Here is a 20,675-nt window from a genome sequence, read left to right as displayed (position 1 = left end):
CAGTTAAGCCTTGCGGCGCTTCCACCACAGCAACAGGCCAGCCACAAACAAACCTAAAGGAATAAAATATTGGAACGCATGAAATACACTCCAGGCCACCAGTCGACCCTGATCTGTCGCCGGAATCGTCACATTGATATCCTTGAGTGGCATTGGCTGTATCGTGATCAGGCGATCATCTCCCGCCAGCCAGTTAATAATATTGATCCCCAGATCAAGATTGCCGCCATTGGTAATAAAAGTATTCGCCAGGAAATTGGCATTGCCTATCACCACCACACGCTGGCCTTTTTTGCCATAAGTACGCTCCAGCGCAACACCAATATTAATCGGTCCGGCTTTATCCTTGCCCTGGTCAAAACGCACCTTGAGGTTTTGCGCGCCAGCAGGGATCTTGTCTGATTCAAGCCAGCCATTAGGCGCCACATCAATCAGCCGGCCGACTTTCCAGCCCAGGTCGTCAGACGCCTGGCCATCCACCTGATGCGCCTCGGGGAACACGGTACGCAGCATGAAGTTACGTGTGATCGGGTGATCGCCATACAGACTGGCAAACGCCATTTTCGGATCCGCGCCATATTGCTCGGCCGCACGGTCCACCACAATCCCGGGTGATACTTTAATGCCCAGGTAGTCGGCCACTTCCTGCAAGCCATGCAAATTATCATCATCCAGCAGCCACAACACATTGCCACCGCCCTCGATATAGGCCTTGATTTTTTTTGATTCAACGTCGGTGATATCCACCTGCGGCGCCGCAATCACCAGCATGGCTCCGTTGGCAGGTACCGCTTGTGCAATGGTCAGATCCGGGTTGGCAAACTTGAAGCCCTTACTTTCCAGCTGTTTGCCAAACTCGCCCAGGTCATGGTTTTTCAGGCCTTGCAGCAAACGCTCACCGTGGCCATCCAGATACATGACCGGCTGGTTGTTGGTGCGTGACAAACGCACCAGCAGATTGGTCATTTCCTGCTCGGCAAACGGTGGCGTAATGTGTTCGGAGCGTTTGTTGTATTCGACAATCGTCTCGCCATCGACCTTCACGCCAGCCTCTTGCGCCAGCTTTGGTTCTTCAGAGGGGTTGATGAACTTGATAAAGACATTTTTCTTTTCGCGCTGGTAGCGGGCAACAAAATCCAGCATGCCTTTGCGGAAAGTATCGCCATTGTTGGCATCATCATTGGTAGCATAGACGGTAATGTTGATATCACCGTCCATCTGCTTGAGCACATTGACACTGCCCTGAGTCAGGATATTGCGATTCGCCTGGGTAATATCCTTGGCCCAGCGGTACTGGCTGGATAAATAACCCAGCATCACCACCAGCGCCAAAAATACCAGCACAAACATCCAGTTTTGTGCGAGCAATTGCCATCTAAACTTACGGTTAATTTTCATAATGCTTTCAAACTCGACAACAATGCGGGGTTAGCCGCGCAAACGATCTGCATCCAGACGACGTATCGTCAGGGTAATAAAAGTGAGGATAAACAGGCCAAAATAAGCCAGGTCAGCCGTATCAATCAAACCACCAGCAAAAGACTGGAAATGACGCATCAGGGAAAACTTGAGCATGGTACTGGTGGGGTCACCGGCAAAAAAACGGTCCAGAATCATCAGCACAAACAAGGCAATAAAACTAAGGATACCGGCAATGATGGGCTGCGCAGTCAGGCTGGAAAAATAAAGCCCCAAGGCAGCGAAACTGGACACCAGCAGTAACAGGCCGAGAGAATTGGCAAAAATATAGCCAAAATCAATGTCAGCCCAGATATTCAGCGTAGAGAGCATGGCGGCAATATAAACAACCAGGAAGCTCAGAAATACAACCAGGCCTAAAAATTTGCCAAGTACAATTTCGCTGATAGAGAGTGGTGCACTGAATAAAAACGGCAGGGTCTGGCTACGGCGCTCTTCAGAGATAAGGCGCATGGAGAGCAAGGGTACCGCAAACAGCATAATAAACGAGGCCAGGCCATACACGGTTTGCCCCACAAACTGGGTCACACCTATGCGCTCAGCCGGGCGGATGGAGCCGGACATGACTTCAAAGTAATTATTTACACCATTTAGGTAATAGGTGCCAAACGAGAAGGTCAACAGCGCCAGAATAATCCACCCCATAGGCGAGGCAAACATACTCTTGAGTTCTTTTCTTGCAATATTCAACATACTTGATCTTTCACTCCGCTTAAGCAGCCTTGGCAAGGTCTGCCGCAGTCTCAGGCTCCTGGTAAGTCAGCTGTACAAACACATCTTCCAGGCTGGTCTGGTCAGGCGCAATATGATACAAGCCCCAGCCATTTTGCACAGCCGCCTGCACGATCGCTTCATGCGGTTGCGTCCCCTCCTGGAAACGGATGCGCCACATGCCATCCGCAGGTTCGACGTCAGCCACGCCGGCAATCGCGGCCAACTGTGATGCCTCTGGCGCATGACGCAAACCAACCAGTAGCTTGTTACCGACACGCTGTTGTTTGAGGACATCGATGCCGCCATTAAACACCAGCTTGCCTTTATCGATAATCTGCACATGGTCACAGACCATTTCCACTTCCGGCAAAATGTGGGTAGAGACAATCACGCTGTGCGCCTGGCCGATTTCCTTGATCAGTGCGCGGATATCGCGAATCTGGATCGGGTCCAGACCCACGGTTGGTTCATCGAGGATAACGACCATAGGATTGTGAATAATCGCCTGGGCGATGCCCACACGCTGCTGGTAACCGTTAGACAGGTTCTCAATCAGGCGCTTGCTCATGTGCATGAGGCCACAGCGCTCTTTGGCATGCTCCACGGCTTTTTTGAGGTGTTTGCCAGAAACGTTGTGCAACCTGGCCGCAATGGTCAGGTATTCATCAACGGTAAACTCCTTATATAAAGGTCGCATTTCCGGCAGGTAGCCAATCAAGGCTTTGGCTTCCTTGGGGTTTTCAATCATATCAATGCCACAGATTCTGACACTACCAGCACTGGGGGCCAGGTTCCCTGTCAGCATTTTCATTGTCGTTGACTTACCAGCCCCGTTCGGGCCGAGAAAACCCAGCACCTGCCCTTGCTGCAAACTAAACGTCACATCACTGACCGCGGCCCGGCCGCCATACATACGCGTCAATTCGATTGCTTCTACTGTTAAATTTGCCATGATTCTTTCACACACCTACTCACTAAAGATGACTGTTTACCACTGGCAAAGCAAGCGCTAACCAGCAAATCCCTAGACAAAGATTTCATCAAAAAGTTATAGTGCTAAAACACTCTTGCTTCATGACGTTTTAGCGCGTGCCAAACCGCCAATTACAATTCAGTTACAAATCGCACATTATGGATGAACTTGCAGCAACTGTCACGGACTAAACAAAAATTCAGTATTGCATATCAACCCTCACATCACAGTCATGACACTGTTCATCAACAGACCAATTAAACAGGAATCCCGTATGCCTCACACCAGCCGATTTACGCTTAAACCCACCGCAAAGCGCCGTACGACGGTAGCGCTCTGGCTGGCATTACTGGCAACTCCGGCCTGGTCGGCCAGCAGTTCGCCCACCATGACCGCCCCCACGGCTGAATTTGTTTACAAATACCTGCTCGGAGAGGTGGCTGCGCAACGTGGGGAATTCGTACTGGCAGGGCAGCTGTTCCTGGACTTGGCAAAACAAACGCGCGACCCGTTGCTGGCAGAACGCGCCACACAGGCAGCCACCATTGCGCGCACCCCGCAACTCGCCCTGCCTTCGGCAGAGCTGTGGGCAGAACTGGCACCAGACTCTATTCCGGCAGCCCAGGCCGCCAGCCAACTGTTAATTGCCAATGGCAATCTTAAAAAAGCCGTGCCACAAATCCAGAAGGTGCTGGCCAATGATAGCATCCGCCCCAACGCCTTTATGGAACTCAACAGCCTGATGATGCGTGTCACGGACAAAACATCCGTTCTGGAAGCAATCCAGCAATTGGCAAAACCTTATCCCAAGCTACCGGAAGCTCACTTTGCCATTTCACAAGCCGCTTATTTTGCCCATAACGAAAAGCTGATGGAGACGGAATTAAAAGAGGCTTCAAAATTGCGCCCAGGCTGGGAAGCCCCTGCACAAATTCGCGGACAAATGCTCAGCGAGAAAGATCCGCAACAAGGGATAGCCTTCTATCATGATTTTTTAAAAACAAACCCCGAGGCTGACCAGATTCGCCTGGCACTGGCACGTGCCTTACTGGTACAAAAAAACACCACCGATGCCAAAGTAGAATTCACCAAATTGCTGGAGCGTCATCAAAACAATCCTGAAATGAATGTGATTGTCGGCCTGCTGGCACTGGACGCGAGAGAATACAGCTTTGCTGACCAGCGTCTGGAGCATGCACTGCAGGTCGGCTTCAAGGAGCCAAACAAAGTCTATTTCAACCTGGGCCGTTCTGCAGCCGAGCAAAAGGATGATACCCGCGCCTTGCAATGGTTCGACAAGATAGGTGAAGGCGAACAATTCCTGGCTGGCCGCCTCGCTGCTGCCAGCATTATCGCGCGCCGTGATGGCATAGATGCCGCCATCACCATGCTGGACAATGTTGACGGCCTGACACCAGATCAGCAGGCGCTGGTCATCCAGAACCAGGCATTGATGCTGAACCAGGCCAAGCGCAACGATGAAGCCTATGCCTTGCTGGGCAAGGCTGTGCAAAGCTTTCCCGACAGCCCTGAACTGCTGTATGACTATGCATTGAATGCCGAGCGACAAGGAAAATTTGACATCATGGAAGACACCTTGCACAAGGTGATCAAAATGAAACCAGACATGGCGGCCGCTTATAACGCCCTGGGCTATTCTTATGCTGACCGCAACATCAAGCTCATGGAAGCCAAGAGCCTGATTGAAACCGCCACCAAGCTTTCACCGGAAGATCATTACATCATGGATAGCCTGGGCTGGGTCTATTACCGCCTGGGAGACCTGGCACGCGCGACAGAAGAGCTGCGCCATGCCTATGCGATACAGCAGGATCCTGAGATTGCTGCCCACCTGGCAGAAGTATTATGGAAACAGGGCCAGCGCGACGAAGCGCAAAAAATACTGGACCAGGCATTGTCCAGCAATCCGGATAACGAAGTATTGATGGCTACCGCAAAGAAACTGAAGTCTGAGCTTTAATGCCATCGATACCGATACAGTGGAGGCTGCCTTCCGGCGGCCAGGTCATCGCCGGGATGCTAGGGTTCATTCTGGCTGGCTGTGCCTCTCTGCCCGCCCCCACCACCCAAACCACGGCCAGTAAGGCATCGCAGCAGCGTACCCAACGCCTGCAGGAGGTCAAAGAGTTTAGCCTGGAAGCAAAAATGGCCGTGCAATATGCAGGCAAGGGCTATACGGCGCGCATGGAATGGCAGCATCAGGCCCAGGAAGACACCATGCGGATTTTCAGCCCGCTGGGGCAGCAAGTGGCCCTGATTCATCGCACACCGCATACCGTGACGTTGACCGACCAGAGCGGTAAACAACACGAAGCAGCCGATGTGGCCAGCCTGACTGAACGCCTGCTGGGCTGGCGCTTGCCGTTGGCAGGCCTCAGCCAGTGGATATTGGGCATTCCGCACCCTGCCAGCCCCTTCGAGGCCAATTACCTGGAGAGTGGCGCGGCCGCCAGCCTGGTGCAGGATCAATGGCAAATTAATTACGGCGATTACCAGCAGACAGCACTGAATGGGGCATTGGAGCAGCTACCTTACACTACGCGCCTGCAGCAGCAGGATGTGCGCCTCAAACTGGTGATTCAACACTGGTAAACACGCCTTAGCCTGCCCTGTTTTCCGTCATGCGCTGATTAAAGATTCAGTCCATGGCGTCGATAATGGCTGTATGAGCTGTTATCTGTTTACCCCTACCTACTATCGCAACTGGCTGGCCTGTAGCTTATGGCTGGCGCTATGCCTTGCGCCTGGTCACAGCCAGGCATCACAATGGTTGTCGATCAAGAAAACAGACCACAACCAGCTTATGATAGACAAGCAGTCCCTGCTGGAGGAAAAACCTTATATCAAAGCCTGGGTCAAGGTGGATTACAGCACACCGCAAAAAAATGTGGAATCCGTTGACCGCGTGTATAACCACGCCAAAGCCTTATGGTATTTTGATTGCGACAAACGCAAGGCAGCCACCATTCAGGTGTTCCAGTACGAAGATGATGAGCTGGTCTACTCAGCCGGCACCACGGCCAAGCAGGCAGACTTTATTGAGCCCTTGCCTGAGTCCGAAGTAGAGGTTGCCCAGCAATACGTGTGCAAATGGCAAGCCAAAGAAAAACAGCGCCAGGAAGCTGCCGCGAGACGCGCCGCCAATCCTGTCGTCCCGGCTGTGGCCAGCAGTAAAGACAAACCCGCAGCCCCTGACAGCGTTACCGAACCTGCTCCTGCTGCCACTGACAATGCCAAGCCGCAGGAAAAACCTGCCGCAGAAAACAAACCTGCGGAGACAAAACCAGCCGAGACTAAATCGCCTGCAACAAAACCAGCCTCAGATAAAACCGCTACAGGCAAGCCAGACTCCGCCAGCAAAACAGACAAGGGTGCTGCGGATAAGGAAAAAGACAAACCGGCTAAAAAAGATAAGACCAATGATCCATCCTGGGCCTATAGCGGCCCGCACGGACCGGACAAATGGGGTAGCCTGAATCCTGACTTTGCGTTATGTAATGCAGGCAGCCAGCAATCGCCGATCAATATCGACAACACGATTACGGCCGCACTCAAACCGCTCAAGCGCTTACAAAAGTTTCCACTGAAAAATATAGCCCTGAAGGATCATAGCCTGATCCTGGATGCCGGGACCGGCAACATGATGGTGCTGGACCAGAAACCCTACCAGCTTAAATATATCAGCGTGCATGTGCCCAGCGAACACCAGATCAAGCAAAAGTCCTATGCTGCAGAGTTGCATATGGTGCATGAAGATAAAACCGGTCATCGCGTCATTATTGCGGTCATGCTGGAAGAAGGCAATGCAAACCCAGCCTTTGAGAAACTGCTCGGCAGCGTGCCCAAGGAAAAAGAGCAGAGCAAACCGCTGGCGATACGCGTTACACCGGGTGACCTAATGCCGACCAAACCTGCCTATTACCGTTACAGCGGCTCATTGACAGCCCCTCCTTGTACAGAAGGAGTACAGTGGGTCATCATGAAAGAAGCGGTCAAAATCTCCAAGTTCCAGCTGGGCAGTTTGCAACAAGCCATAGGCGAGCCTAACCAGCGCCCGTTGCAAGATGGCCAGGGCCGCATGATCCTGGAGTAAACCTTCACCTGAACAAGCATGCCTGAAATATTCGGGCATGCTTTACAATAGCGGCCATGGCATTCATTACCTATCCTGCGCCCTGTAAAATCAACCTGTTCCTGCATATTACCGGTCGGCGCCCTGACGGCTATCACACCCTGCAAAGCCTTTTTCTGTTGTTGGACCACGGTGACGAAGTGCGCATACGCTTGCGCGAAGATGGGCAACTCGTGCATAGGAACCCTTTACCCGGGGTGCCGCCAGAAAAAGATCTCACCATCCGCGCCGCCCGCGCATTGCAACAAGCCAGCGGCTGTACGCTGGGTGCCGACATCTATTGCGACAAGCGGGTCCCCATGGGTGGCGGTCTCGGGGGTGGCAGCTCAGACGCCGCCACGGTACTGATGGCGCTCAACCAGCAATGGCAACTGGGCTATTCCAGGCAACAACTCATGACCATAGGCCTAAGCCTGGGGGCAGATGTGCCCGTGTTTATTTTTGGCCAGCCGGCCTGGGCAGAAGGTGTAGGAGAGCAATTGGTGGCGGTCGCCCTACCAGCCGCCATGCTGGAAAAATACTATGTTGTCATCACGCCGCAAGTAGAAGTGCCGACAGCACAAATTTTTGCGCACCAAGCATTGACAAGAGACTCGAAACCATTGAGAATAGCGGACTTTTCAAACGGCGCTAATTCCGGCGCGTTCTGGCAACAAGCCAGGAACGATATGGAAGCGGTTGTTTGTATGCTTTATCCTCAAGTCGGCAAAACGTTGGCCTGGTTAAAACAATACGGCGATGCCCGTATGAGTGGTTCCGGTGCTTCTGTGTTTGTTGCCGTGGATAGTGCAGAAAAAGCGGATGAATTGATTGCAAATCGACCAGAAAACACTTCTGGTTTTTGGGCAAAAGGGTTAGAATACCATCCGCTTTTTGCTTCGGTTGCTGATGGTGACCAAGCCACACAACAAGTGTGATTAAGACAAGTTTTTTGGGGAGTCGCCAAGCTGGTTAAGGCACCGGATTTTGATTCCGGCATGCGAAGGTTCGAATCCTTCCTCCTCAGCCAAACATAAGCGTGTAGATTTGACGATTTACACGCTTAAATTTTTTATAGATTCCAGCCACAGGCATGGTTTCAGGTTTCAAGACATCGTCATCGCTAAAAAGGGTACAACGTTGAGTAACGCCAACATGATGGTATTTACCGGCAATGCCAATCCGGTACTGGCACAAGAAGTTGCCAAGCATTTGGGCATTGAACTAGGGCGTGCGGATGTTGGCCGTTTTTCTGACGGTGAAATCATGCTGGAACTGCTGGAAAATGTGCGTGGCCGCGACGTGTTTGTGTTGCAGTCCACCAGCTACCCCACCAATGATAGCCTGATGGAAGTCATGGTCATGGTGGATGCGCTCCGTCGCTCCTCGGCAGGCCGGATTACCGCAGCGATCCCCTACCTGGGTTACTCACGCCAGGACAGACGTCCGCGTTCAGCCCGGGTGGCAATCACCGCTAAAGTGGTGGCAAACATGTTGACCAGCGTGGGCGTGAACCGCTTGCTGACCATGGACTTGCACTCTGACCAGATTCAGGGGTTCTTTGATATCCCGGTCGACAACATTTATGCAACGCCAATCTTGCTGGATGATCTGGCAATGCAAGGTCATGAAAACCTGGTGGTGGTTTCACCAGATGTTGGCGGTGTCGTGCGTGCGCGCGCCGCTGCCAAGCAATTGAATGCTGACCTGGCCATTATCGACAAACGCCGCCCTAAAGCGAACGTGGCCAAGGTCATGAATATTATTGGTGAGGTCGAAGGCCGTACCTGCGTCATCATGGATGACATGGTAGATACTGCCAACACCTTGTGTGAAGCGGCTGCCGCCTTGAAAGACCGTGGCGCAACCAAAGTCGTCGCTTATGCCACCCACCCGGTATTATCAGGCGGCGCTGGTGAGCGCATTACCGCCTCCGCACTGGATGAACTGGTGGTGACCAACACCATTGCATTAAATGCTGGCGCGCAGGCCTGCAGCAAAATCCGCCAACTGAGCGCGGCACCATTGCTGGCAGAAACCATCAAGCGCATCAGCCAGGAAGAATCAGTTTCTTCTTTATTTATGGATTAATCCATACATATAAATTAGAAAGCATGGATTAAGTTTTACACCACTTGCTGGTCGCGGCAGGTGGATTTTAGTGCAGTACCGCCGACGGGAAACACTGAAGAATTGAGCGAGCGGGATAAAGTGCAAGGCGCACGGAACGCAGGAATCAAGACAGTACTGAAGTACGGCTTGGTTATGAGTACCGCGCAACGCAGCAATTTACCCGCATAGCCAATTATTCAGAGCTTCCCATGGCCATTTTTAGGAGTTTCAAATGAGTATCGAAATTAAAGCCGTCAAACGTGACGTAAAAGGTACGGGTGCGAGCCGCCGCCTGCGTCGCGCCGGTAGCGTGCCAGGTGTTGTATACGGTGGTGATCAAGCCGCTGTGTCTATCGAGCTGAACCACAAAGAACTGTTCATGGAGTTCCGCCATGAAGCATTCCACGCCTCTATCCTGAGCCTGGTGCTCGATGGCAAGGCAGAAAGCGTTCTGTTGCGTGACTATCAGCTGCACCCAGTGCGCAACACGATTCAGCACATCGATTTCCAGCGCGTTTCCGCGACTGAGAAAATCCACGTAAAAGTGCCTTTCCACTTCACAAACGAAGACGTAGCGCCTGGCGTGAAAACAGGCGGTGGCAGCATCTCTCACATCCAAACTGAAGCTGACATCAGCTGCCTGGCGAAAGACCTGCCAGAGTTCATCGAAGTAGACCTGGGCAAACTGGAAGCTGGCCACTCTATCCACCTGTCTGAAATCAAACTGCCAAAAGGCGTTGAGTTCGTACAGTTGGCTCACAACGATGACGCGGCTGTCGCGACCATCCTGAAACCACGTGGTGGCAGTGATGAAGCCGCTGAAGAAACACCAGCTGCTGAATAATCGGCTGACGCAGCGAAAACCGCTACAATAAACGCGCACTCTTGAGTGCGCGTTTTTTCTTTGTCTGAATGATAAATACACCATGACTGGTATCAAATTGATTGTAGGGCTGGGCAATCCCGGCGACAAATACACCATGACGCGCCATAACGCAGGTTTCTGGTTTGTGGATCTACTGGCGCAACAATCCGGCAGTCGCCTGGCCGCCGAAGCCAAGTTGTTTGGCATTGCTGGCAAGTGGCAGCCGCATAGTGACAAATGGCTGCTCAAACCCACCACATTTATGAATGCCAGCGGCAAGTCGGTCGCGGCGATCGCCAATTACTACAAAATCCAGCCCGCCGAAATCCTGGTGGTTCATGACGAACTGGATTTACCTCCCGGCCAGGCCAAACTCAAATTCGGTGGCGGCCATGGCGGCCATAATGGCCTGCGCGATATCCATGCCGCATTGGGCACCGCAGATTACTGGCGCTTGCGCCTAGGCATCGGCCATCCTGGCAACAAGGCAGAAGTGGTCAATTTTGTCCTGAAAGCTGCCGGCAAAGATGAGCAGCAAGCCATCGATGACAGCATCATCAAGGCGACCACTGTCAGTGAGCTACTGGCTCAGGGCCAGTTTGAAAAAGCCATGTTGCAACTGCACAGCAAATAAAAAGGGCGCGATTGCGCCATTTTTATTTGAATTAGCGTCTGCGTGACAATACCCCCGATTTTTGGTGCCACGCCTGATGCCAGCGGATAAAGGCGTCTGGACGCAATGGTGGAGAGAAATAATATCCCTGGCCAAAATCACAGCCCATCTCCTGTAACAGGGTTAACTGGCTTTGGTTCTCTATCCCCTCGGCAATCACCTGCATGCCAAGACTATGCGCCATGACAATAATGGCGCGACACAATGCCTCATCTTCACCAGAAACGCCCAACTCCCGCACAAATGAACGGTCAATCTTGACGTAATCAATCGGGAATTTTTTGAGGTAAGACAAAGCAGAATAACCCGTGCCAAAGTCGTCCAGCGCAACCTGCACCCCCGCCTGCTGATATTGGCTCAAGCGTTCACTAATTTGGCTATTGCCATCCAGCAATAAGCGCTCGGTGATTTCCACCACCACCATATTACCTTCATAGTAGCCATTAGATACTTTGGATAACCAGTCATCCTGCTTTCTATATTCGGTGGCGAATTGCACCGGCGATTTATTGATGGCCATCTGGAACATGGGATGCAATGACTGGCGCCACTGCCGGCATTGTTCAATTGCTGTGTGGAACACCCATTCACCGATGGGGACAATGAGTAAGTTATCTTCGGCAATGGAAACAAAATCCATCGGTGGAATCAGGCCTTTGACCGGATGCTGCCAACGCAGCAATGCCTCTGCCTTCACCACCAGGTTGGTCTGTAAATTCACTACCGGCTGATATTCAAGGAAAAACTCCTCGTTGCTGATTGCCTGGCGCAAATCATGTGACAGGCGCATGCGCTGCTCTGCATTCTGCTGCATACGCGGGGTAAAGTAGGTAAAACAATTACCGCCTTTTTGCTTGGAAGCATACATGGCCTGGTCTACCCGTTTCATCAGGTCTTCCTTGTTTGCGGCATCGTCCGGGAAGATCGCAATCCCCAGGCTGGCAGACACATAGGCATGTGTCTCATCCAACTGGAAAGGCTGGGACAAGGCATCAATCACCCGCTGTGCCAGTGCCTCAACATAACTCGCCGTCGCCTCACTGAGCATGAGTACAAACTCGTCCCCCCCCAATCTTGCGACCAGATCCTTGTTACCCACACACCCTGCCAGGCGTTTACCGGCCTGTAAAAGCAATTTGTCACCCTGGTCATGTCCTTGGGCATCGTTGACCTCTTTAAAACGATCCAGATCAAGAAATACAATGGCCAGTTTCTGGTTAGTCACTTTAATTGCTTGCAACGCCTGATCCAGGCGGTCAAAAAACAGGCGCCGATTAGGCAGACCCGTCAAGGTATCCACGTTGGCATACTGCCAAACCACTTCCTCCGATTGCTTGATCTTTGAAATATCCGCCAGCGTGCCCAGGATGCGTGTTGGCTTACCGTGTTCGTCATGCATCAATACCCTGCCACGGTCAAATACCCATTTCCAGCTGCCGTCATGGCATAGCAGCCGATATTCCACCGCGTATTGATCACGCTCCCCCTCAAGCACCTGCTGTTGCAATTCGGTGACCGCGCCAGCATCATCCGCATGAATACGTTGATGCCAGGTAGCCGGGTTGTGCGCAAGCTCCTGAGACGAAAAACCGAGCAGCTTTTGCCAGCGCTCTGAAAACACCACCTTGGCCTCGGTAACATTCCAGTCCCACACACCATCTCCCGTACTTTCCATGGCCAGTTTCCAGCGCTGCTCACTGCTGCTAAGGGCCTGGCTATATTGTTCAAGCGTATGGCGTGTGCGATGACGCATGACAGCGAATTGAACCAGTCCAGCCAGCAACAGGCTCACCACCACCCCTAAAATACCCCTATCATTGGCATCCTGATAATCAGTGGCCGACTCAAATGCTGCGGTCGAACGTGCCTGCAAACGCCATACCTGGCCATTCACATTCAAGGTATACACACTGGACCATGCCGCCGCGTTGTCGTGGGCATTTGCGCCATCATCTCCACCACTGTGATACAAAGGCACCTGCCCCTCTTCTTCTCCCATGTCGAATACATCAAAATGTATCAACCGTTGCTCGACTGGATGCAAAGCCTCCGCCAGCATGGTATTCACGTCAAACCGCAAAAAGACCCAGCCATTCAGGCGACTACGCCTGTCCACTGTGTTTGCTTCAGCCTTGCCACGATACACTGGGGCATTAAAAATATAATTCTTATAAGGTTGGATATCACGGCTAACCGCGGAATGCCGTGACATAACCAAGCGGTCGCCATCGCCCGCCTCCAGCAAATCAGCACGCAACTGCGCATCCAGAAAAGCGTTTTTTAGCAAGACCTCGCGATTGGCATCGTTCCTAGGCTCCACATACAGCACAGGGGCGACCTCATTCTCACCTTTGACAAACTCCAGCTGCTTGAGCAATTTTTGGACGGGCACCTCCAGATCATTAAACGTTTCCGGATGATGCAAGTGGATATACTTGATAAAACCGAGGGCATTCAGGCTGTTGTATTCAGTACTCTGGGTAAAGTCTTCAACATACAGCCTGAACTCTTCAGCCGATACAAACTGGGAGGAAATATAGAGCTGCTCTACGCCCTTGAGAATTTGCCGATAGGCATTCAGGCGTTGCTGCACACTCTCGGAAGCAGACAATGTGTACTGCTTGAATTTAACAGCCTGCAATGCTTCGGCGTGATGGCGCTCGCTCAGCCATAGCAAAAATGAGGCTTGCAATGCGCAAAACAATATCAGCGCGGCAATCCATCGTGACGACAACAACGGTTGTAATGATGCCATATTGAAACCTAACATTTCTCATCCTTTGCAGGAAGGCGCATGACGATAACAATTATGCCCCCGCTAGCATGCGTTTTCTAATTTATAATAAAACTTAAATCTTTCATACAATTTAATACAGATCAAGATTCATTCTGGCTCTATCTCCTTACTAACGGTAAAATATTGGTTTTATTCAATCTTTGCCGCAACTAATACGGCGGCAACACTCACGCTAGGGTTCATCCACTATGAAATGCGGTATCGTCGGCCTGCCCAATGTAGGCAAATCCACCCTGTTTAACGCCATCACCAAAGCGGGCATTGCGGCAGAAAACTATCCTTTCTGCACCATTGAGCCTAACGTCGGCATTGTTGAAGTGCCCGACCAGCGTATGCAACCGCTGATTGATATTGTCAAACCGCAAAAAACCCAACCGGCGATTGTAGAGTTTGTAGACATTGCCGGCCTGGTCGCAGGTGCCTCCAAGGGTGAAGGCCTGGGCAATAAGTTTCTGGCTAATATCCGTGAGACGGACGCGATTGCACACGTGGTGCGTTGCTTTGAAGACGGCAACGTGATTCACGTCTCAGGCAAGGTAGACCCACTCGCCGACATTGAAGTGATCAACACCGAGCTGGCGCTGGCCGACATGGAAACTGTCGAAAAAACCATGCAGCGCGAAGGCAAAAAAGCCAAGAGCGGCGACAAAGACGCCATTGCCCTGATCAAAGTGCTGGATAAAGTGCTGCCCTGCCTCAACGAAGCCAAAGCTGTGCGCACCCTCAATCTGGATGCCGAAGAACTCAACTTACTCAAACCGCTGTGCCTGATTACCGTCAAACCCGTGATGTACATCACCAACGTGACCGAAGACGGCTTTGAAAACAACCCGCATTTAGACAAAGTGCTTGCCTTGGCCAAAACCGAAAAAGCCCCCGTCGTCACCATCTGCGCCAAAATTGAAGGCGAAATCGCTGAGCTGGACGATGCCGATAAACTCGAATTCTTACAAGAACTCGGCCAGGAAGAGCCAGGCCTCAACCGCGTCATTCGCGCCGCCTATGACCTGCTGGGCCTGCAAACCTATTTCACTGCAGGTGTGCAGGAAGTCCGTGCCTGGACCGTGAAAAAAGGTGCCACTGCCCCGCAAGCCGCTGGTGTTATCCACACCGATTTTGAACGTGGCTTTATCCGCGCCGAAGTGATTGCCTACAACGATTACGTGCAATACAAAGGCGAAAAAGGTGCGCAAGAAGCCGGTAAAATGCGCCTCGAAGGCAAAGAGTACATTGTGCAAGACGGCGACGTCATGCACTTCAGATTCAACGTCTAACCAAGTGTCAAGCTAAAAATCAAAGGCTGGAGATTTCCAGCCTTTTTTATGCCTCACGACGCCTTGAACTCGGCATAGCCTGGATCATGAATCACCTTAACAAACCGCTGGAACAACTCGGAATCCAGCTTGCTGCCAGACTCACTCTCCATAATGCGCAAAATTTCATCGTGTGGCCGCGCCTCCTGATACACGCGCCGCACCGCCATTGCATCATAGTTATCCACCACCGTCACAATGCGTGACAATAACGGAATCGCCTCTCCAGCCAAACGATCAGGATAACCGCTACCATCAAACCACTCATGGTGATGACGCACGACTTGCGCAACCTTATTCGCCTCATTATGCGCGTAAGCTGCAATCAGATTCGCCCCCACCTCAGGGTGCACCTGCATGATTGCCCGGTCATCAGCATCCAGCCGGGTTGGCTTCATCAACACCGCATCCGGCACCACAATCTTGCCAATGTCATGCAAACAAGCGCCCAGCTCCAAGGCATCCAGTTCCTGGCGAGTCAAACCAATATCCAGTCCGATCCCATGAGAAAGCGCCATCACACGGTCGCTATGCAAGCGGGTATAAGCATCGCGCATACGCAAAGCATCGGCAAAGACCTTGCCCAAATGCAATACCCCGCTGTGTTTACTAACAGCCTCGCTCATCGCATTCCCGAGTTTTAATTGATTATACGGTTTAGCATACTCCCAAAATTATTCCCCTGAAAACCCTAACAACCACAATTCAAGAAAATGCGTAGCAAAAGGCTACAAAGGATTGTTGTCGTGCCCTGATACAACTGCTATAATCGCGGTCTTTCAAATCTGGTGATGTAGCTCAGCTGGTTAGAGCACAGGATTCATAATCCTGGGGTCGAGGGTTCAAGTCCCTCTTTCACCACCAATACAGGCAAGGGCTTACAGAAATGTAAGCCCTTGCTCACATCTACGTTCCAAATCTATATCTTGCAAAACTTCATGACAAATAGACTATTTGACTGAATGTTGTACGAACGCTTCTTATTTTAAATTAGGTCTAGAACTTAACCTCAAAGTGATATAAATCCAACAAAACATCACTCAACCATGGCAAGCTGATGGTATTTTACGAATCAGCTTGCTTTTCAATAAATACTCAATAAAATGAACATTAAATGCTTTTAATATCATTTTATTGATGCCTAAAAACTCAAATTCAATAATTACTGCACACCCAGAGACGCTTAAGTCTTTGGAAAATCTTGGGCTCAGAATTCGCGCTAGCCGCGTAGCACAAGGGTGGACAATAAAAGACATGGCAGACCGTCTCTTTTGCTCTCAAAACACTTACCGAGCGATTGAGGCTGGCAAGCCAACGGCGAGCATTGGCATCATAGCCAATGCTTTATGGCTATTTGGTCAGATTGACTCTTTAAACGCAGTGGCACCATTACCTTTGAGCGCTAATTCAACGACTCGCGTTAGAAAATCTAAAACGAAACCGATTGCAGGAGTGATCTCAGATGATGAGCGAAACTTCTGATCGCAGGATATATGTAGGTCTGGCAAATGAACCGAACCAAGCGCCTACTCCGGTAGGCCTGCTAAAAATAGTTCGTAGAGGCGTGATTGAATCAGGGGAGTATGCGTATGGGTCACAATACCTCGCCTCCCCCCACGCCATTGCCTTAAATAATGAATTCATGCCGTTGAGTGGTGCGATTATGGCATTGCCTGAGCGCCGGATTCGAGATGGTGGTGCTTTGCCGCTGACTCTTCGCGATGCATTACCTGATAGCTGGGGCCGTAGAGTGCTAGAGGCACAATATGGTCATGCACTAAGTGATGTTGATGCTTTGCTACTTACAAACACCAATCGAGTGGGTGCCATGTGTTTTAGTGAAGCACTCCCATTTAGTGCGTCCGATCCTGAACCCACGTTGATTACTCTTGAGGAAATGTCTACTGCGGTAAGGATGCTTGAGCTTTCAATGGAAGTGACGCCAGAAATGCGTCGACTACTTCAACGCGGGGGGACGCTTGGTGGTGCCAGACCAAAAGCGACTTTTGTGCACGATAATCAACGATGGATTGCAAAATTCCCTGCGCAAGGCGATGACCATGATGTTGAGTTACTAGAGCTATGCCTCTTAAAACTCGCTGAACTGTGCGGGATTGAAGTCTCCCCGGCTCGTCTTGAAAAAATTCAGCATGGGCACGCACTGCTGCTGAAGCGCTTTGACCGTGAGGGCGATATTCATCGTGAGCGCCGTATCCATTACTTATCTGCCTCTGCAATCTTGAATGTGCCCTATGAGAGCGATGGCGGAAGTTATATTGAATTGGCCCAGACCATTCGAAAGATTTCAATCCATCCGACGCACGATTTAGATCAATTATATAGAAGGTTGATTTTCAATTTGATGGTAGACAATACTGACGATCACGTGAAAAACCATGGCATGCTGCATGTGAGCCAAGGTCAGTACAAACTGGCACCGGCATTTGATGTTGTCATGCAACTCACCAACCTAGGCTATCAGCAGCTCGCAATCACACCAGGTAATCACAACTCCAGTTTAGGATTAGCACTGAATGCAGCGCCACACTTCGGGCTGAGTTCAAATGAGGCAAAAGATATCATTCGCACGATTCATGAAACCATCCATCATCAGCTCATGAATATCGCTGATCATTTTGGCGCAAGCCACGCATTGAAGACGCGCATACAACAATGCCTAAGCCGTCAGCAGGCAGTGACTAACGCATCATGATGCTTATTCACTGCGGGTATTTTGTTGACTCTTTCCTGCCAAATACAAAAACGGCTTCCAGCAATGGGAGCCGTTTTTATTTGTGCGCTGCGTCTGCAAAGCAGCTTATTTCCAGCGAATGCAAAGTTTAAATGAATTTAAACCTGCGCCCAGAGTCACATTTATACCAATCAATTAAACAAAAAGGAATCACATGCACGTAAGCTTTGAAGTCGCACAAGAAATCATTGAAAAAGCAGTGGAGAAATCCAAACAAATTGGCGTCAAGATGTGTATCGCCGTACTGGACTCTGGTGGCAACCTGAAAAGCTTCACTCGAATGGATGATGCGTGGGTCGGCAGTATCGATGTTGCCATCAAAAAAGCCAAAACCGCCTGTTACTTCGCCATGCCTTCTGGCGAAATCGGCAAACTTTCAGTGCCTGGTTCGCCTTTATATGGCATCGAGCACTCAAATGATGGCTTAATCACTTTCCCTGGTGGACTACCGATAGTGGATGAAGAGGGAATGTTGATTGGCGCAATCGGCGTCAGTGGTGACACAGTTGAAAATGATCACTTAGTTGCGCAGGCTGGCGTGAATGTCGCTGGTGTTTGTGATGTGCCTAAGCATCCTTGGCGGACATAATTTCACATCACTGGTAAGTATTTTTAAGCGCTATTAATTTTGGGATCGAGGGTGCAGTGCCTCTTTCCCCGCCAAATACAAAAGTGGCTTCCATTGATTGGAGCCGTTTTTCATTTATACCTTTTAAACAGACCTGAATCTGCGCTTGTCCGCCATCAACATAGGACTGGACTTGCACGAAACTCCACTCTGGTTCCATTTATTAATTCAGGCTACGCCTACTTGGAGATTTTTTCATTTTCGCCATAACAAGCAGATTATTTTTTCACTAAACCTTACTCTGATCCAACTATTGCTTATTCCAGATCGTATTTAACTTTTTTACTAAGACCTCATAAACTTCTGGTTTTTTTACCTCATGTTGTGGTAGATTATCCGGAAGTAAAAAGGGAGATTTTCAAAATGTTTCTTACGCCATCATATTCCCCAAATCCAATAATCGTGAAAGGTGATTTGGTACAGCGACGGTTAAGACAATTGCATGACACACTTAATGAGGATGTATTCAAAGAGGCTAGTGATGCTGGATTTACAGCCCGCCTCGAAGCAACGCCTGCGCATGCGCCAACTGCAGCAGGAAGTTTGCAGTGGCATGAAACCGTATTCGCTCTTAGAACACAGCTTGCTTTAAGAAAGTGGCGTATTGTAGATACTCGAAACTGCCCACTTATTGTATCTCCTGATAAAAACATAATGATAGCAATCATGACTGGTGATAAGGACACAGGAATGGAGTTTGGCGATCCAAGAAATCAAGGTGCTAAAGGTACAGTTCTTAGTGGCGCAATACAAAAAAATTTAGAACTTTTCTCTGCAAAAAATAAAGCTAATAAGGATGGCACCCAACTATGGGTCTTGCTTTATCATGTCGTCGGAGCTGAAGTACGAAGAGAACTATCTATCCCCAACTCATTCTACAGGGGGAAAATTACTGGATGGTCCGAAAGAATCTTGCTTGGTTCAATGCAGTTTAATTCACAGCCTGATGTGTTTCCGATTTCACCAACCGATGATTTAGATTTTGACGTAATACGTAAAAAGGTTTAAAGAGTATTCAAATGAATGTTTTAAATCCAACTAGGATTGAATTCGCGCGTATCAGACGCAAATGGACTAAAGCTAGATTAGCAAGCGAATTGGGAGTAGATGTAAGATCGGTACAGGGTTATGAAGCTGGGGAGTACATTCCTGAAATTGAAAAATTAGAGCAAATCGCTGAGAAACTAAGGTTCCCCATTTCGTTTTTCTTTGGTGAAGATTTGCCTACTATCGCAGAGCACACAGCAAGCTTTCGTTCAATGTCCAAAATGTCCAAGAGCTTAATGCAAAGTGCACTAAGCTCAGGGTCTGTTGCATTTCTTTTGAATGAATGGATTGGTGATAGATTCACATTACCTGATGTTAATGTCCCTAATCTACATGACCTCTCTCCAGAAGATGCTGCAATTACCTTGAGAAGAATATGGGGCTTGGGTGAGGCTCCCATTCCTAATCTCATCCACTTACTTGAGTCAAAAGGTATTAAAGTATTTTCTTTAGCTTTGGAGGCAAGAGAGGTTGACGCATTTAGCGTATGGCATAAAAATCAACCATTTATATTTCTAAATACCTTTAAGTCAGCAGAGCATAGTCGCTTTGATGCTGCTCATGAGCTAGGCCACTTGGTTAGGGATAGCTACAGCATGATGCATGCAGAAGCAGCACACAATCCAGAAATGGAAAAAGCTGCGAATGCTTTTGCATCTGCTTTTCTCATGCCTCGAAACAGTGTAATCGGACATAGGCCAATATCTACTGATCTATCTACCCTTATTAAATTAAAATCTTTTTGGGGCGTATCTCTAGCAGCTCTTGTTTATAGGATGAATCAGCTAGGATTGTTTACCGAGTGGACTCATAGGACGTTGTGCATACAAATAGCAACGAACGGTTATAGGACAGAAGAACCTAATCCCATGCAGAGAGAAACCTCAAAAATGCTAGCCAAAGTTTTTGAGATGATGAAAGCTGAAAATACTTCAAAGATAGATATTGCTCGAGATCTCTCAATATTGCCCGAAGATCTGGACTCTCTAACTTTTGGACTCGTGCTGACAGGTTTAAGCAGCACCAGCGACTCCTCTAAATTAGCGACCAATAAACCAGCGGGTAAATTGAAGCTGGTAAAATGATGACAAAATTTCATTACATCACTAAATCATTCCTTTTTACGCATTTATCTTGAGGGTGAAGTCTTGCAAAATAACATTTTGATGGCATTGTCTGGCACACAACTT

18 protein-coding genes and 2 tRNA genes are annotated in these 20,675 nt (G+C 49.8%); 15 read left to right on the top strand and 5 right to left on the bottom strand.

Annotated elements, in window-relative coordinates:
* Positions 1 to 3: 3 nt before the first annotated feature.
* The 3 genes from ACJ67_RS04310 to ACJ67_RS04300 are packed head-to-tail and all read right to left on the bottom strand — an operon-like array spanning position 4 to position 3,145.
* Entirely contained in the window at positions 4 to 1,398 is a 1,395-nt protein-coding gene (locus ACJ67_RS04310) for a GldG family protein (RefSeq protein ID WP_049638023.1), read from the bottom strand.
* A 30-nt stretch (positions 1,399 to 1,428) separates the two neighbouring features.
* The gene (locus ACJ67_RS04305) at positions 1,429 to 2,172 is read right to left on the bottom strand and encodes an ABC transporter permease (protein ID WP_049638022.1); all 744 of its coding nucleotides are present in this window, start codon (positions 2,170 to 2,172) and stop codon (positions 1,429 to 1,431) included.
* Positions 2,173 to 2,191: 19 nt separating this feature from the next.
* Positions 2,192 to 3,145, bottom strand: a complete 954-nt coding sequence (locus tag ACJ67_RS04300; RefSeq protein ID WP_049638021.1) for an ATP-binding cassette domain-containing protein — start codon at positions 3,143 to 3,145, stop codon at positions 2,192 to 2,194.
* Between the two features lie 295 nt (positions 3,146 to 3,440).
* On the opposite strand from ACJ67_RS04300, the gene ACJ67_RS04295 reads away from it, so the two are divergent.
* From ACJ67_RS04295 to pth, 8 genes are all read left to right on the top strand, one after another.
* The gene (locus ACJ67_RS04295) at positions 3,441 to 5,147 is read left to right on the top strand and encodes a tetratricopeptide repeat protein (RefSeq protein ID WP_231587254.1); all 1,707 of its coding nucleotides are present in this window, start codon (positions 3,441 to 3,443) and stop codon (positions 5,145 to 5,147) included.
* The gene (gene lolB, locus ACJ67_RS04290) at positions 5,147 to 5,779 is read left to right on the top strand and encodes a lipoprotein insertase outer membrane protein LolB (protein WP_049638019.1); all 633 of its coding nucleotides are present in this window, start codon (positions 5,147 to 5,149) and stop codon (positions 5,777 to 5,779) included. The genes ACJ67_RS04295 and lolB overlap by 1 nt, the downstream gene beginning before the upstream one ends.
* A gap of 73 nt (positions 5,780 to 5,852) precedes the next feature.
* On the top strand, positions 5,853 to 7,280 hold the full coding sequence (locus ACJ67_RS15170) for a carbonic anhydrase (protein WP_197080663.1): 1,428 nt from the start codon (positions 5,853 to 5,855) through the stop codon (positions 7,278 to 7,280).
* A gap of 56 nt (positions 7,281 to 7,336) precedes the next feature.
* Positions 7,337 to 8,236, top strand: coding sequence for a 4-(cytidine 5'-diphospho)-2-C-methyl-D-erythritol kinase (gene ispE / locus ACJ67_RS04280; RefSeq protein WP_049638018.1), 900 nt, complete (start codon positions 7,337 to 7,339; stop codon positions 8,234 to 8,236).
* Between the two features lie 15 nt (positions 8,237 to 8,251).
* Positions 8,252 to 8,328: transfer RNA gene (locus tag ACJ67_RS04275), tRNA-Gln, on the top strand.
* Between the two features lie 125 nt (positions 8,329 to 8,453).
* A complete protein-coding gene (locus ACJ67_RS04270; RefSeq protein ID WP_049638017.1) occupies positions 8,454 to 9,389 on the top strand; it encodes a ribose-phosphate pyrophosphokinase in 936 nt (311 codons plus the stop codon).
* Positions 9,390 to 9,642: 253 nt separating this feature from the next.
* Positions 9,643 to 10,254, top strand: a complete 612-nt coding sequence (locus ACJ67_RS04265) for a 50S ribosomal protein L25/general stress protein Ctc (protein ID WP_018985957.1) — start codon at positions 9,643 to 9,645, stop codon at positions 10,252 to 10,254.
* Positions 10,255 to 10,336: 82 nt separating this feature from the next.
* Entirely contained in the window at positions 10,337 to 10,909 is a 573-nt protein-coding gene (gene pth, locus ACJ67_RS04260) for an aminoacyl-tRNA hydrolase (RefSeq protein ID WP_049638016.1), read from the top strand.
* A gap of 31 nt (positions 10,910 to 10,940) precedes the next feature.
* On the opposite strand, the gene ACJ67_RS04255 is transcribed toward pth, so the two are convergent.
* Positions 10,941 to 13,703, bottom strand: a complete 2,763-nt coding sequence (locus tag ACJ67_RS04255) for an EAL domain-containing protein (RefSeq protein ID WP_231587253.1) — start codon at positions 13,701 to 13,703, stop codon at positions 10,941 to 10,943.
* Positions 13,704 to 13,933: 230 nt separating this feature from the next.
* Between ACJ67_RS04255 and ychF the strand changes: the two genes are divergently transcribed.
* Positions 13,934 to 15,019 (top strand): redox-regulated ATPase YchF, encoded by a 1,086-nt coding sequence (gene ychF / locus ACJ67_RS04250; protein WP_049638014.1) that lies wholly within the window; start codon positions 13,934 to 13,936, stop codon positions 15,017 to 15,019.
* A 53-nt stretch (positions 15,020 to 15,072) separates the two neighbouring features.
* Here the strand turns inward: ychF and ACJ67_RS04245 are convergent, their stop codons facing one another.
* Complete coding sequence (locus tag ACJ67_RS04245) at positions 15,073 to 15,684, bottom strand: HD-GYP domain-containing protein (protein WP_049638013.1); 612 nt, start codon at positions 15,682 to 15,684, stop codon at positions 15,073 to 15,075.
* A gap of 161 nt (positions 15,685 to 15,845) precedes the next feature.
* Between ACJ67_RS04245 and ACJ67_RS04240 the strand changes: the two genes are divergently transcribed.
* The 6 genes from ACJ67_RS04240 to ACJ67_RS04210 all read left to right on the top strand — a co-directional run bounded on the left by ACJ67_RS04240 (position 15,846) and on the right by ACJ67_RS04210 (position 20,570).
* Positions 15,846 to 15,922, top strand: a tRNA-Met gene (locus ACJ67_RS04240).
* Between the two features lie 273 nt (positions 15,923 to 16,195).
* Complete coding sequence (locus ACJ67_RS04235; protein WP_049638012.1) at positions 16,196 to 16,540, top strand: helix-turn-helix domain-containing protein; 345 nt, start codon at positions 16,196 to 16,198, stop codon at positions 16,538 to 16,540.
* Complete coding sequence (locus tag ACJ67_RS04230) at positions 16,521 to 17,771, top strand: type II toxin-antitoxin system HipA family toxin (RefSeq protein WP_049638011.1); 1,251 nt, start codon at positions 16,521 to 16,523, stop codon at positions 17,769 to 17,771. Before ACJ67_RS04235 ends, ACJ67_RS04230 begins: the two co-directional genes overlap by 20 nt.
* Positions 17,772 to 17,964: 193 nt before the next feature.
* Positions 17,965 to 18,399 carry a heme-binding protein gene (locus tag ACJ67_RS04225; RefSeq protein ID WP_049638010.1) on the top strand — a complete coding sequence of 145 codons (435 nt, stop codon included), beginning with the start codon at positions 17,965 to 17,967 and terminating at the stop codon, positions 18,397 to 18,399.
* A gap of 402 nt (positions 18,400 to 18,801) precedes the next feature.
* On the top strand, positions 18,802 to 19,446 hold the full coding sequence (locus ACJ67_RS04215) for a hypothetical protein (protein ID WP_049638008.1): 645 nt from the start codon (positions 18,802 to 18,804) through the stop codon (positions 19,444 to 19,446).
* A gap of 11 nt (positions 19,447 to 19,457) precedes the next feature.
* Positions 19,458 to 20,570: an ImmA/IrrE family metallo-endopeptidase gene (locus ACJ67_RS04210; RefSeq protein WP_049638007.1), complete on the top strand. Its 1,113-nt coding sequence runs from the start codon at positions 19,458 to 19,460 to the stop codon at positions 20,568 to 20,570.
* Positions 20,571 to 20,675 lie beyond the last annotated feature (105 nt).

This window comes from Methylophilus sp. TWE2, from assembly GCF_001183865.1.
In the GTDB taxonomy this organism is placed as follows: Bacteria; Pseudomonadota; Gammaproteobacteria; order Burkholderiales; family Methylophilaceae; genus Methylophilus.
The sequence above is the reverse complement of the archived record's forward strand: the minus strand, read 5'-3'. Positions and strand labels throughout refer to the sequence as shown.